Annotated in this window: 14 protein-coding genes; 7 read left to right on the forward strand and 7 right to left on the reverse strand. The window is 56.6% G+C overall.

The genetic code is table 11. The features are described 5' to 3' along the window. Positions 1 to 89: 89 nt before the first annotated feature. Positions 90 to 518, reverse strand: coding sequence for a 3D domain-containing protein (locus Y5S_RS11605; RefSeq protein WP_052041558.1), 429 nt, complete (start codon positions 516 to 518; stop codon positions 90 to 92). A gap of 27 nt (positions 519 to 545) precedes the next feature. Here Y5S_RS11605 and Y5S_RS11610 point away from each other — a divergent pair, with 27 nt between their 5' ends. The 3 genes from Y5S_RS11610 to Y5S_RS11620 all read left to right on the forward strand — a co-directional run bounded on the left by Y5S_RS11610 (position 546) and on the right by Y5S_RS11620 (position 3,833). Then, positions 546 to 1,490 carry an alpha/beta hydrolase gene (locus tag Y5S_RS11610; protein ID WP_156107741.1) on the forward strand — a complete coding sequence of 315 codons (945 nt, stop codon included), beginning with the start codon at positions 546 to 548 and terminating at the stop codon, positions 1,488 to 1,490. A 69-nt stretch (positions 1,491 to 1,559) separates the two neighbouring features. Then, positions 1,560 to 2,393 (forward strand): SDR family oxidoreductase, encoded by an 834-nt coding sequence (locus Y5S_RS11615; protein ID WP_035233218.1) that lies wholly within the window; start codon positions 1,560 to 1,562, stop codon positions 2,391 to 2,393. Between the two features lie 135 nt (positions 2,394 to 2,528). Further along, entirely contained in the window at positions 2,529 to 3,833 is a 1,305-nt protein-coding gene (locus Y5S_RS11620; RefSeq protein WP_052041559.1) for a sigma-54 interaction domain-containing protein, read from the forward strand. On the opposite strand, the gene Y5S_RS11625 is transcribed toward Y5S_RS11620, so the two are convergent. Together Y5S_RS11625 and Y5S_RS11630 are read right to left on the reverse strand one after the other, a co-directional pair. Next, on the reverse strand, positions 3,778 to 4,416 hold the full coding sequence (locus Y5S_RS11625; protein WP_052041560.1) for an acyl carrier protein phosphodiesterase: 639 nt from the start codon (positions 4,414 to 4,416) through the stop codon (positions 3,778 to 3,780). The genes Y5S_RS11620 and Y5S_RS11625 overlap by 56 nt on opposite strands. A gap of 32 nt (positions 4,417 to 4,448) precedes the next feature. After that, a complete protein-coding gene (locus tag Y5S_RS11630; RefSeq protein WP_035233134.1) occupies positions 4,449 to 4,787 on the reverse strand; it encodes a histidine triad nucleotide-binding protein in 339 nt (112 codons plus the stop codon). Between the two features lie 208 nt (positions 4,788 to 4,995). Between Y5S_RS11630 and Y5S_RS11635 the strand changes: the two genes are divergently transcribed. Then, on the forward strand, positions 4,996 to 5,904 hold the full coding sequence (locus tag Y5S_RS11635; RefSeq protein WP_035233135.1) for a 6-pyruvoyl trahydropterin synthase family protein: 909 nt from the start codon (positions 4,996 to 4,998) through the stop codon (positions 5,902 to 5,904). A 96-nt stretch (positions 5,905 to 6,000) separates the two neighbouring features. Here the strand turns inward: Y5S_RS11635 and Y5S_RS11640 are convergent, their stop codons facing one another. Beyond that, positions 6,001 to 6,948, reverse strand: a complete 948-nt coding sequence (locus Y5S_RS11640) for a LysR family transcriptional regulator (RefSeq protein WP_035233136.1) — start codon at positions 6,946 to 6,948, stop codon at positions 6,001 to 6,003. Positions 6,949 to 7,260: 312 nt separating this feature from the next. Between Y5S_RS11640 and Y5S_RS11645 the strand changes: the two genes are divergently transcribed. Together Y5S_RS11645 and Y5S_RS11650 are read left to right on the forward strand one after the other, a co-directional pair. Beyond that, positions 7,261 to 7,533 carry an Arc family DNA-binding protein gene (locus tag Y5S_RS11645; protein ID WP_035233137.1) on the forward strand — a complete coding sequence of 91 codons (273 nt, stop codon included), beginning with the start codon at positions 7,261 to 7,263 and terminating at the stop codon, positions 7,531 to 7,533. 84 nt (positions 7,534 to 7,617) lie between these two features. Further along, positions 7,618 to 8,847, forward strand: coding sequence for a GGDEF domain-containing protein (locus Y5S_RS11650; protein WP_035233223.1), 1,230 nt, complete (start codon positions 7,618 to 7,620; stop codon positions 8,845 to 8,847). Between the two features lie 255 nt (positions 8,848 to 9,102). On the opposite strand, the gene hmpA is transcribed toward Y5S_RS11650, so the two are convergent. Beyond that, positions 9,103 to 10,317 (reverse strand): NO-inducible flavohemoprotein, encoded by a 1,215-nt coding sequence (gene hmpA / locus Y5S_RS11655; RefSeq protein WP_035233138.1) that lies wholly within the window; start codon positions 10,315 to 10,317, stop codon positions 9,103 to 9,105. A 92-nt stretch (positions 10,318 to 10,409) separates the two neighbouring features. On the opposite strand from hmpA, the gene Y5S_RS11660 reads away from it, so the two are divergent. Then, on the forward strand, positions 10,410 to 10,835 hold the full coding sequence (locus Y5S_RS11660) for an RrF2 family transcriptional regulator (RefSeq protein ID WP_035233139.1): 426 nt from the start codon (positions 10,410 to 10,412) through the stop codon (positions 10,833 to 10,835). 133 nt (positions 10,836 to 10,968) lie between these two features. On the opposite strand, the gene Y5S_RS11665 is transcribed toward Y5S_RS11660, so the two are convergent. Both Y5S_RS11665 and Y5S_RS11670 read right to left on the reverse strand, forming a co-directional pair. Further along, entirely contained in the window at positions 10,969 to 11,787 is an 819-nt protein-coding gene (locus Y5S_RS11665) for a M23 family metallopeptidase (RefSeq protein ID WP_035233140.1), read from the reverse strand. 182 nt (positions 11,788 to 11,969) lie between these two features. Continuing rightward, positions 11,970 to 13,535 carry an HD domain-containing phosphohydrolase gene (locus Y5S_RS11670; RefSeq protein WP_035233141.1) on the reverse strand — a complete coding sequence of 522 codons (1,566 nt, stop codon included), beginning with the start codon at positions 13,533 to 13,535 and terminating at the stop codon, positions 11,970 to 11,972. Between the last annotated feature and the right edge of the window lie 293 nt (positions 13,536 to 13,828).

Here is a 13,828-nt window from a genome sequence, read left to right on the forward strand (position 1 = left end):
CAGAAGCGAGTAACGAGTGTCGAGAACATGCCCCCAGCTCAATGGGGGGTGTTTTGCCTTTCTAAACTCGCGACTCGAAACTCGCGCCGTTATTCCTCCGGCCCCGCAAAGGTAATCGTCACCTTCCGCTTACCCCATTCCCGCGCCGCCTCGATATCCTCGCCCATATAGATATCAATCTTGTGCTTCCAGCGCCGATTCATCTTGTCCTTCACTACCCAGATTCCCGGCAACCCTTCAATCTTTACCTCTGCATTGTGGCCCAGCCCCAGCGGAATCAGATCCCTCGACACCGCAATCGCCTGCATACCGGGCTCGAGACGATCCCCCCACGCGGCCAGCGCATGATCCTTGCCATACCCCTGACCATGGAGCGAGTTATACGCTGTGGCGGTCACCGTCAGCGTTACCGGAGGTGGCCCGGCCTCTCCCACAGACACCGCCCAGGTGACCGCCACCAGAATCAATGAGAGCCCCAGGGCATTCACCTTGCGTTGCAACGGAATCGGTACAGTCATTCAATGCTCCGAATTGTGATCATCATTATGTTTTCATTTTTGCTGACAGCGTGCTCAGCAGAGCGACATTTTGACGCTTCCGCACAGCCACTGGCACCGACTCTGCGACATTGGGTACCAGAGGAGCCGCCATCGGATGTGGTGCTTGCGCTGCACAGCTTTGGCGACCATGGCGCAGCCTTTCAATTACTCGGTCCGCAATTCGCAAACGCTGGCATTTATCTTGAAAGCTATGACCAGGCGGGTTTTGGCAGCCGACAGTTTGAAGGCCGATGGGCGGGAGAAACGCAACTGGTCAATGAGGCAGCCGAGCGAATCGAGCACTTGGCATCAGTCTATCATCAACCCGTGTATGTAATGGGTGAAAGCCTGGGCGCGGCGGTCGCCATCCTCGCAGCGTGCAAAAACCCTGACGCTGTGGCCGGTGTTATTCTTTCCGCGCCAGCAGTCAGGGAAGGCATTCGTTTTCGTTACGGCTGGAACCTGGTCATCGCCAGCGCGGCAACATTGGCCCCGGGCTATGAAGTGCAAGTACAGCGCGATCCCGAAGCGCCCTTACTCGCGCCTAGCCAGGCACAGCGGCTGGCGACGGATGAACGCGTCATGCGACAGGTCCGGCTGGACAGCTATTGGGGGCTGATCCAGCTTGCCGACAGTGCCAGCGATCAAGCTGCCGTATTATCCCAAACAAAGATCCCGGTACTGATATTGTACGGCGACCGGGACAACACCGTTCCTGAGGCTGGCATTGTGGCGCTACGGCGACACCTGCAACCACAAGTCACCTATTTATCTGTTCCCGACGGCCCACACTTGCTGCTCCAGGGAAAGGACTGGCGCACCACCAGCCAGCAGATTCTTGACTGGATACAGACACAACGCCCCGCCAACCACGCCAACATCGCAGCGCCCGCAACGCCCCGGAGCACAACAATTGGCTCACCCAGCCAGTTACACACCCGCTCAGACTGATACCCTTTGCGTTTCAGTTTCAAGCATCATTTGCTGATCAGCGTCGCGCCAATTCAGGAGAGCAATACCATGAGCAAACGGGTTCTTATTACCGGCGGCAATTCCGGCATTGGCCTTTGCACAGCGGAACAACTGGCCGGCCGCGGCGCAGAGGTCATCCTCGCCTGCCGTGACAAGGACAAGGGTCAGGCGGCAGTCGCGCGCATCAAGAATGCGCACCCTTCCGCCAAAGTTCGCCTTTTCTCTCTGGATCTATCTGACCTGGAAAGTGTTCGCAACAGTGCCGCCACTATCTACCAGGAACTCGGCCACATCGATGTCCTGATCAACAACGCCGGAGTGGTACCCACCCAGCAGCAATACACCAAAGACGGTTACGAGATGCAGTTCGGCGTCAATTATCTCGGCCCGGTTCTGTTTACTCATCTGATGCTGCCCTTACTGCAGAAAGGGGAAAACCCACGCATCCTCCATCTGGCGTCTGTGGCTCACTGGTTGGGCCGTATCAATAAAAAGACGTGGCGGGGACGCAGGCCTTATCTGGTCCTGGATGCCTATGGGCAGTCCAAGCTGGCTAACATCCTGTTCAGCAATGTTCTCGCCGATCGACTGGCGGAACTCGGCATCACCAGCAATGCCCTGCATCCGGGCGGGGTAGACACACCGATTTTTCGCTATGCGCCCAAAGCGATCATGGCTCTCATCCGTCCCACCCTGACGACCCCGGAAAAAGCCGCAAGACTTCCGGTCAGTCTGGCATTGGACCCTCAGTATGAGGGCGTCACCGGCCAGTATTTCGCCAACTTCAAGCCCGCCATGCGCTCCCCCCTCGCCCGGAACAGCAAGCTGGCCGAGACCCTGTACTACGACACCATGGCAGAGCTGGACATGCCGGCACTCTAGGGCCTCAGCTAACAGCTCCCCTTAATGATGTAACACAATGGCTACGCAACGTTGCAAGGACGGTTAGCTGCCTGGTCAAAACAGCGGTAAGGTGAAAGTAGAGGAACGATTGTAATTATCACGGAAGGGATTGCCGTGAGCCTTGACCACAACCTACCAAGAGTCCTGATTGTAGAAAATCAGGACTCAAAGCTTGCTTTGCCCCAGCGGTTGGCCGCCCAGGGATGGCAGCTTGTTGTTCAAAAACTCGATCAACTCGACCCATCCCAATGGCCAGGAATCGGCCTGATTCATATTCCTGGCCAGGAGGCCCATGAGCCACTGGCCCCGGTCACCGGGGCACTCCAGAAAGGCAGCTACATCGCACTGTGCGGCAAAGAAGCACTCAACAGCAGCAAGATTCAGACACTGATTCGCACCGCGTTTCATGATTACTGCGACGAGAGCGCACCCACTCAACGCTTTGCCCATACACTGGAGCGCCTGCTGTCAGAAACCCGCCCCCGGTTTGATGCCCTGCCTCCTCCCTCCCTGATCCTTGGCTCCTCCATAGCAATGACCGAACTGAGACACCGCCTCTCAACCTACGGCCATTCGGAATTGCCTGTACTGCTCCTGGGAGAAAGCGGCACCGGCAAGGAATGTGCGGCACAGTGGATTCACCACCATTCTTCACGGCGGGAACATCCGTTTGTGGCACTCAATTGTGCGGCCATCCCGGACACCCAGTTCTCCACCGAATTGTTCGGCCATGAGACCGGGATGCTTAACGGCGAGCCCCAAAAGCGAGCGGGTCATATTGCTGTAGCGGAAAGAGGCACCCTGTTTCTGGACGAAATTGGCGACATGTCGCAAACCAGTCAGGCCACCCTGTTACGCTTTCTGGAAAGCAACTGCTATACACCTGTGGGCGGAAAGCGGGAGCGCCAGGCTGACGTCAGGATTGTCTGCGCCAGCAACCATAACCTTCATGAAGAGGTACGCACGGGCAGTTTCAGGCTGGATCTTTTCCACCGCTTGAATGTGTTGTCGCTGGATTTGCCGCCGCTAAGGCAGCACCTGGAAGACATTCCGGTACTTGCGGAGCATTTTCTCCATCATCACCAGCCGCCGGTAACACTCGACGAATCGGCAATGAGTGCCCTGATGTGCCACGACTTCCCCGGCAATGTCAGAGAATTACGAAACTGCCTGCTTCGCGCCGCGGTCAACAACCGCCACGGCCTGATTCGCAGCGAGGATCTCGGACTGGAAGAACCTGTGCGTGCAGAACCGCCCACGCAAAGCCTGAGTCAGTACCGCAACCGGCAGGAGAGCCAATACATTCGGCAATGCCTGGAAGACTGCAAGAATAATGTGCAGGAAGCCGCCAATCGTTTGAAAATCAGCCGCTCAAGCCTCTATCGACTGATGGAGAAACACCACATCCATCTTCCTTGAACGGCTCCAGCCCGGCCTTGTCCACCGCCCGTGTCAGTTCAGGGTAAAACTCCAGAAAGCCCTGCTCCAGCTCGTCATACCGCGGGATAATTTCTTCCACAATACCCGCGAAAGCATTGGCAAAGCGGATTCTGCCAGCGATCGCATCCAGCGCCTGCCCCACCTGTTGCAACTCGCCATAGCGATTGAGCAGATCATTCTCCACCATCCGCTGCATCCTTCGCTGCATCATTTCAGGCATCAGATTCTTGCCGGCCAACAAGTCCTGGTAGTGACGCTGAATTGATTCCTCCCGGGAGGAGGAATACAACACAGACCAGTGTTGCCACAGGAAATGATCGAACAGCACATCCAGAGCCACACCTGCAAAACGGCGTCTGGCCGGCGAAAACTGCCGGCGCTGCATCAGCACCCAGTCGTGGGAATCGGTGAAACGATCAACCAGCCGGTGATTATCCAGCCCCTGACGGACTGGCATACTCAGGGCATCTGCATCCACCCCGCGCATAAAGTCCCCCAGCATATTGCCAACCTTGGAAGAGACCGAAGGCTGGGCCAAAGAGAGATGGGCAAGATAATTCATCCCAGGCCCCGTTCCGCGGGTTCAGCCAGGGGTCAGCCCGGCGGCCAGCTGAAAGAGCGGCCACCCAGCACGTGCACATGCAAATGGAACACGGTCTGGCTGGCACCGGCGCCGTTATTCACGTTCAGGCGAAAATCCTCCAGCCCCTCATCCCTGGCCACCTGGCTGGCGATCAGGAGAAGATGACCCAGCAAGGCCTGATCCTCCACCTCGGCATCTGACAGTTTGGCAATCGGCTTTTTGGGAATCACCAGAAAATGGGTTGGTGCCTGGGGATTGATGTCGCGGAACGCCAGGCACTGGTCATCCTCATAAATGATATCTGCCGGGATTTCGCGATCGATAATCTTGGAAAAAAGCGTAACGGACATGAAATTCGAGTCTCCTGAGCGGTTGACCTGTAGCAAGCCAGCTGACGAGAGATGTGCACTTTACTGGCTATCTTTGTGTGGCCCGGTTCACAGCTCACACGATAATTGCACCAAATTCGTCCCTATACGGTGACGATTACCTTAGCGGCAGGTCAGAATGGTGGCATTATAGTGCTCTCTGAACCCACTTTTGATCAACCGGAACAGCATGGCCACACTCTTTGTTGAAAATTTGACCGTTGCAGACTTCTCCTTCCTGCACTCCAAGCGCGGCATGGTCGGAGAGTCCTGGCTGGTAGACCTTGAATTAACCGGCGATCTGGATCATCAGGGGATGGTGTTCGACTTCGGACACATCAAGAAACGTATCAAGCAGGCGATTGATGAAAGAGTGGATCACCGGCTGCTGGTGCCAGTGGATTGCGATCAGGCCAGCGTTGTCGAGCGTGACAACGATACCAGCCTGGAGTGGCAGTACCGGGGCGGCACCATTCGTATGGTCGTTCCCAGTGAAAGCCTGCTGTTAATGCCCGGTACCGAGGTATCAAAGGCCAGCCTGACTCTGCATCTTATGGAGCTGGTACAGTCCGTAGTCCCGGAAAACGTGCACGAGGTACGCATCATCCTCCGCGAGGAAGATACCGGCACCGCCCCCTATTACCATTATTCCCATGGCCTCAAAAAACACGATGGCAACTGCCAGCGCATCGCCCATGGGCACCGCTCCAACATTCATATCTTCGAGAATGGCCGTCGCAGCCGCTACTGGGAAAAACTGTGGGCGGACCGCTGGGAAGATATTTATCTGGGCACCCGTGAAGATCTGGAAGGCACCTACTACATTGATGAAATTCCCCATCACCGTTTTCGCTACGATGCTCCGCAAGGGCACTTCGAGCTGGTGATTCCGGAAGATCATTGCTACCTGATCGACACCGATTCCACCGTGGAACAGCTAGCGGCTCACATCGCTGAACAGCTGGCAGAAGAAGCACCCGGCAAACACTTCCGCGTTCGCGCCTTTGAAGGCGTGGGCAAAGGTGCTATCGCCGAAGCCGGAGAGAATCTGCCAGGCAAGGCTCACTCAGGCTGGCTGAGCGGCGCGGCAGTCATTTAACGCGAGTAACGAGTTTCGGGTTGCGAAAAGCAAAACCTCGCCGCCTCATCGGGTTGAAGGTTTTCGACACTCGCTACTCGAAACTCGTTGCTGTCTTTATTCCTCGTCCAGAATCCGTTCGGCTTCTTCTTGAATCAGCCGGCGCAACCAGCGATGGGCCACATTGTGATGCAGCAGCGATGACCAGGCCATCTTCAGCTCAAATTCCGGAATATCGAACGGCGGCTTTTTAATCAGCAACCGCTCGTTCTGTGCCTGCATCTTTGCCACCCGACTGGGCAAAGTCGCCACCAGATCATTGTTCATGGCCAGCAGCGCCGGCATCTGATAGTGGCGGGTAAAGATACTGATCTTGCGGGTTTTACCCAGTTGTTCCAGAGCATGGTCAATCCAGCCAAGGCCGCCCAGTCGCTCAGGGTTCATGCCAAAGCCTACCCCGAAACCAGTCTTCGATACCCAGATATGCTGGGCAGACAGATAGCTGTCCAGATTGAAATTCCCGGCGATAGGGTTGTCCCGATTGAGCAAACAGGAGAACGAATCCTTCCACAGGCTGACCTGGTGGAAGGAACCCGGAATCTCGTTGAAGCGATTCACCGCCATATCTACCCGACCCTGCTCCATATCCTGGTAGCTGACATCGGAAGGGGTGAGAAAATCCAACACCACATTCGGCGCTTCTGCCCGAAGCCGGCGCACGATATGCGGCACCAGCGTCCCTTCAGCGTAGTCACTGGTCATGATCCGGAATACCCGCCGGCTCTCCTCGGGACGGAAGCTGTCTTCCGGGGTAAACAGTTGTTCCGTCTGGGAGAGAATTTGACGGACCAGAGGGCGTAACTCCTGGGCACGCTCAGTGGCCGTCATGCCATCACTGGTGCGAATCAGCAAAGGGTCGCCGAACAGCTCACGCAAGCGTTTCAGCGAATTACTCATGGCTGGCTGGGTAATCCCCAACTGCTCCGCCGCGCGAGTTACGTTCTGCTCTCGCAGCAGCACATCCAGATACTTGAGCAGATTGAGATCTGCGGAAGCGATATTCATGAATTGAATAGCCGGAAGGTAGTCATCATTGAAGCTGATTGTAGCACTCGCCCCAACAGCACTCCTAATGTGGCACCGATCACATTCCAGCCACCTGAAGCCTCATCAGTAAAAATGGTTAGCGGAAACAGTGTTAACGGCGTCGCTAAATTGACATTAATGGCAACCTGCCAGTATCGCCTAGACGCCCAAAAATGCGTAAGGTGAGCCTTGTTAATCCCTGTTCACTAACCTTTCTGCCATGTTGTCGAACCCCTGCGAGCCGCAATCGTCATAGGGATTCAGTTTGCGGAAAGTGCATCAGAGGTAATTATGACCAATAACGCCACCACGCGAGCCGAGAAGTTCGTGGTGCGTTTTCCTTGCGGAATGCGTGCAGAAGTTTCAGAAGCGGCCCGGTTTAGCCACCGCAGTATGAATGCAGAAATTATTGCCCGGCTGCAGCATAGCCTGGGCAACTGGCCAGAGGCCTTGCCTCAAGGGACCAGCGCAGTGCCGGAAGGCAACGAAGAAGCCTACTTGCTGGAACGCTTCCGTCGCCTTTCCCCTGCCAAACAGCAGGCTCTGTTGGCTCTGCTGGACTAGAGTCCCGTACAATAGGTTTTCTGGGGCCGGTCTGAATTTCGATGGATGACCGGCCTATCCAAGGAACAGGGAGCCTCCACTGGCGTGACAGCAAACCAAATCCACAATCCTCTCCCATCGGGCAACGATATCCGCCTGCCCTGGCATCTTCGGCTACCCGTCTCGCTGGAGCAGGATTTTCGCTTTTACTCCCGAAACAGTGCCGCCGGTGCTGCCTCCAGTGCACTTCTGCTAATCGCCCTGCTGCTGGTTTGTGCCATGCTGGTGGAATCACTGGTGGGATCCGATGTGCTGCTGCAGACCTGGCGCCCCCGGCTATTCACCCTGATGGTGACCGGAGGCTGTCTGATGCTTTGCCAGCAGCCCCGCTGGCGAGAATGGCTGCAACCCGCACTGCTGGTGCTATCTTTCACCCTGTCGTTATCGGGCGTTTATCTGGGGATGGCCATTGATCACCCCCTCTCCTACGTTTTCTTCCTGCAAACACCGCTGGCCGTGGTCATGCTCAGCACCTTGTTCCGGTTACCCTTTCACAGCACGGTAGTGAGTGCACTGCTGATGACCGGCGCCATGCTGGCCGGCTTGTATTTTTCGAAGGAATCTACCCCCTTTGAACATGCGACCCTGATCATGCTCAGCATGGCCTTCATCAGCATGAGCCTGTTTGGCCAATACGTTTACGAGCGCTTGCTGCGCAAGCACTTCCTTTCCGAGCACGTGCTCTATCAGCACAGGGACGAACTGCACTCTGCCAATCAGGTACTGGAAAGCCAGGCCACCGTGGATGGCATGACCGGCTGCATCAACCGCCGGGGCATGGAGGCACGCCTTAATCACCTTTACCATCTGCTCAAACAGCAGAACCCGGACGCACCTGAACGGGTTTGCCTGCTACTTTTCGATATCGATTTCTTCAAGCAATACAACGATACCTACGGCCACCCGGCAGGTGATGAGTGCCTGAAGAAAGTCTCAGCAGTGCCGCTGGCCATGGTTCAGGCAGAAAAGGATTTCGTTGCTCGCTATGGCGGGGAAGAATTCGTCATCGTACTGACGGACTCCAGCTTTAACGATGCGCTGGTGTTCGCCGAACGCATGCGTAATCGGGTCGAGCAGCTGGGCCTGCCACATAGTGGATCACGGGTGAATCAGGTAGTGACCATCAGCATCGGGGTCTCCAGCTCGGATGGTGGAGCCGAGAACGGCGGTGCTCTGCTCAAGCAAGCTGACGAAGCCCTCTATCAAGCCAAAGGCGCAGGTCGTAATCGTGTTGCCATGATGAATCATCAGGGCGCGGTAGAGATGCTGACGTAAAGAGTCCCGCATTACTTGTTGCGTGAAGCGCACCGCGTATCCAGGTAGGAGCTTGCCTGCAAGCGATGCGAGCCTCGGCGAGGAGAACAAGTTTCGAGTTGCGAGCGACGAGTTTCGAAAGGCCAAACCGTGCAGACTACCGTCGTTTTTGATCTTCGAAACTCGTTACTCGACACTCGCTTCTGGAATCCCTTGCCTCGCTTGGGCTCGGATCGCTTGCAAGCAAGCTCCTACATGCCCCAGCACCGGGGAGCCTCAAGCCGCCATATCTTCTTGCGGCCCGAAGAACTCGAAGTGGATATTTTCAGCACCCACACCCCGCGACAGCAGTAGCCGATTCACCATCCGCATCATCGCTGCGGGACCACAGAAGTAGTACTGGGCACGACGGTCACCCACCAGCTCATCCAGCAGCTCACCATCAACAAAACCTTCGCTGTCAAAACCCTCATCTTCCGCGCTGGCTTCGCTCAAGCGAACATGGCAACGCAGATTCGGATGCATTCCCTGCAGACTGTTCAGCTCTTCCACAAAGGGGCGCTCTGCACTGTTACGGGCACACTGGATCAGGATCACTTCACGACCGGACTGCGTCTCGAGAGCGCCATGCAGCATCGCCATCAATGGCGTGATACCCACCCCGCCAGCAATCAGCACCAAAGGAGCATCATCAGCCGGTGCCGGCTGCAAGGTAAACTCGCCACAGGGAGGAGCCAGTTCGACGACATCGCCTTCACCCACCTGATCATGCAGGAACGCCGACACAACCCCGTCCGGTACGCCCTCAACCTGGCTCCCTTCCTTCTTCACGCTGATGCGGTACTGCTCAGGGTCATGCTTGCCTGACAGGCTGTAGTTACGCATCACCGGCTCACCACCGTCAGGAGCAACCCGCACCGTGATGTATTGCCCAGGCTGACTCGCCGACAGCGGCTTACCGTCTTCCGGACGCAGATAGAAAGACGCAATATTGCCGCTGGCAGCCTCACGGCGTGCCACCACAAAACGACGGAACCCTTTCCAACCGAATTCCTGCTGTTGCGCTGCATAAATCTCTGCCTCGCGGGCAATCAGGATATCCGCCAGCACCCCATAAGCTGCACCCCAGGCATCAATCACCGCCTCGGTAGCCCCTTCACCCAGCACTTCCTGTATCGCCGCCAGCAGATTGGCTCCCACAATCGGGTAATGCTCGGCGAGAATCTGCAATGAAGCGTGCTTCTGGGCAATCAACTCTACCGCATCCGCCAGCACCGCCGGATTCTCGATGTGCTGGGCATAGGCGCAAATAGCCCCCGCCAATGCACGCTGCTGGGTCCCGGCATGCTGGTGCGCCGGATTAAAGAAGGCCAGCACCTCGGGATTCTCCCGGAACATACGCTGGTAAAAATGGCGCGTCAGGGTTTCCCCGTGTTCCTGAAGAATCGGGACAGTTTGCTTGATCACGGCCAGTTGGCTTTCGGTCAGCATTACGCTTTCTCCTTTAATTAGGTATTTTACATGCCTCTTTTAAATGGGCATATTAGATACCTCTTTATGCGCTGACAAGTACCCAAACTGACATGCAGCTCACCACTCATACCGATTACGCCCTGCGCACCCTGATTTGCCTGTCTTTGCAACCGGACAGTGCCCCCATGACCGTGCAGGAAATCGCCCGCCGTTACAGCATTTCTGCCAACCATATCGCCAAGGTGGCGCAAACCCTGACGCAACTGGGCTATATCAACAGCCTGCGCGGCCGCGGCGGCGGACTCGTGATGGCCCAAGCCCCGGACACCATCAATCTCGGCACCCTGGTGCGGGAAACGGAAAACCTGAAGTTACTTGATTGCTTCGGCGAAGCCTCGCAATGCGCTATCGAGCCAGCCTGCAAACTGAAAAACATGTTCATGCAGGCACAGCAGGCATTTCTGAAAGTGCTGGATGGCTACACCCTGTCGGATGTAATCAGGAATGGGGATGAATTGAAGGTGTTGTGGCGGTAGCGGCACTGCCTCCACGTGTGAGCCACTATAGACGAAAGCAAATCAGTTACGAGTTACGAGTTACGAGAAACGAGTTTCGAAAACCTAAAACCCATCGCACGGGGACGCTTTTTTCGTAACTCGTAACTCTCTCCTATTCTTCCATCGGCGGCACGATCGTCACCGGGTCCAGTCGCTCGGCGTACCAGTTCAAACGCCAATCCAGATGTGGTCCCGTAGCCCGCCCGGTAGCTCCCACTTTGGCCACCGGCTCGCCCTGCTTCACCGACTGCCCCGGCTGAACCAGCACTTCGCTGAGATGAATCATGGTGGAGGAAACCCCATAACCATGATCCATGATCAGGGTACCGCCGGAATAGTAGTTGTCATCCTGCACCAGGGTCACAACTGCATCGGCTGGTGCGACCACCACCGTCCCGGTGGGCCTCGCCACATCCACGCCATAATGAGGGGTGCCGGGCTTGCCATTGTAGACCCGCTGGCTGCCATACACGCCACTGATACGGCCCGTTAGCGGCCACTGGAAATCACTGAGAAAGGCCTGCAGATCACTGTCACTGGCACGGGCTTTCTTGATCTCGGCCACTTCGGCACGAATACGCTTGAGTACCGCTTCCGGCGGCGGATCCACGGTACGCTGCGGCACCCCTTCCACCCGCTGGATATTGTATTCGCGCTTGTCGAGAATCACGGCCACCTGCTGGCGTTCTTCACCCTTTTGCAATTCCAGACTCTGCTCCAGCGCCGCATCGCGGCCGAAGCCAATCGCAAAAAAACCCTCGTCGGTGGTACGCACCGGCTTGCCCGCCAGCATGACGGTGACACCAGACGCCACCTGCCCCCGCAGCAGAGAACCCTGGGTGCGCTCCCCTTGCAGGGAGAGTAACCAGTCACTGGCCAGCGACGGGGCCGATGCCAGACAAAGCACTACAAGACAGATCGTTCTCAACATAAAACCTCGAATAAAATACGGCGCCCTTCATAAGGGAACCAGGCACAGCGAGTTGCGAGCAGCGAGTTTCGAAAATCAAAATCCAAACCTATACGGCAAGGCAGGGGTTGCCTTTCGAAACTCGGTACTCGTCACTCGCTTCTGGAATCCTTACCTCGCCAAGGCTCGGATCGCTGAGCCTCTCACTCAAACGCCGAACCATCTTCCACATCCAGCTGCACCGGATCCAGGTGCATTTCGCCGTATTGCCGCCATACCCGGGAGCGGATAAACAAGCGATACAGATCCGGATCCAGATGATCGCTGTCACGCATGCGCTGCATGATCGCCAAAGCTTCACTCAACTTCAGCGGAGTTTTGTAGGGACGCTCTTTGGCTGTCAGTGCCTCAAAGATATCGGCAATGGCCATGATCCGGGCGGGAATCGACATTTGCTCCCGGGTCAATCCGAGAGGGAACCCCGTCCCATCCATCTTTTCATGATGGCCACCAGCATACTCCGGCACTTGTCGCAGCTTGGGCGGAAAAGGGAGTGAACCGAGCATATCCAGCGTCACATCCATGTGCCCATTGATGATCTGCCTCTCCTCAGGAGTCAGCGTGCCGCGGGTGATGCACAGGTTGTAAACCTCATCTTCGGTGAGCAACGGCTTGCTCTGTCCCCAGGCGTCGGTCCAGTGGCGCGCTGCAATATCCCGGACCCGTTGCTGGTCCTCCGCCGCCATGGCTTCGCCACCACGGTTTATCCGTTCCAGAAACGTCAGATCACCGGTAAGGGCATCAATTTCCTGCTCCATGCGCTCGCGCAGGGAAGGTTCCAAATGGGGAGTCTGCAGACAATCCCGCTCATAACGAAAACAGATTTCCCCACGCAAAGCTGCAAAGCGACTGGCCACTTCATCAATACGATCATGCAGAGTGTGCAGCTTGGTGGACTTGTCGAGCACTGAATCCGGCGTCGCCAGCTTGCCGCAATCGTGCAGCCAGGCCGCCACATGCAATTCGTACCAGCCATCCTCATCCAGCGAAAACTCGGCAAACTGCTCCTGATCATCGCAGGCCGCCTGCGCCAGTAGCTCTGTAATCACCGGCACCCGCTGACAGTGGGCGCTGGTATGTGGGCTCTTGGCGTCAATCGCCTGCGCCAACACCTTGATAAAGGCATCCAGCAAGCCCTTGAGATCCTTTACCTGGGTCAGGTTACTCAGCGCCGTGCCGCCATAGGTGAGCAGCGACTGAAAAATCAGATGACCATTTTCCAACCGCTCCAGGTTATGAGGCACCGCACGCTGGTACGCCAACTGTAATACCCCGGTGACACGCCCCTCGTGGTTATAGAGGGGCCACAACTGGGACGCACGACAATCCGGCGCCAGCGTCTCCAGCAATCCGCTGTCCACATCTGGCAAGGTCTGATCCGCCAGCACCACCGTCAGCGGTTCTCCGTCGGCGAAACAGGTTTCCACCAACCCGCTGCCATCCAGGGGCCGGAACAGGGCAGCATTTTCCGTAACGGTACCACTGGCCGTCGTCGGTGCCAGGCAAAACAGCCCCTCACCCTCGTCCGCATCCCGATACAACCAGACCCAACCGGTATCCGCATTGCAAAGGAAACGAGCCTCCCGCAACAGCGCGTCCATGAGGCGAGGCACGTCTTTCTGTTCGCTGAGATGCTGGGCAACCCGCAGCAACCGCGGCAGCACGTCCTTACCCGATCGGCCGTCTGTGTCGGGTTCAAATATGGTCATGAGCGTCCCGCTCCAATTGTGATGTCCTTCTCAGACAAGGATATGCCGTGAGGATTCCCCGGGAAACCTCTCCGCTATTGATGTAGCCGTACGTCCGATAATACCGGCCCAATGCGGCTCCAAGAGCCTGTCGGACTCAGGCGTTCGTCACGAGGGAAAGTCCGGTTTGTGATACTTGGTGCGCAAATTTCCGTTGAATAGTGGTTCTATTTGACGAAAATTTGCACACAAAATAGCCAAATCCGGCTTTTCCGCAGTAGAACCGTCCTGAGTCCGGCAGGCTCCCAGGCCGC

It is taken from the genome of Alcanivorax nanhaiticus (genome assembly GCF_000756665.1).
GTDB classification, from domain to species: domain Bacteria; phylum Pseudomonadota; class Gammaproteobacteria; order Pseudomonadales; family Alcanivoracaceae; genus Alcanivorax; species Alcanivorax nanhaiticus.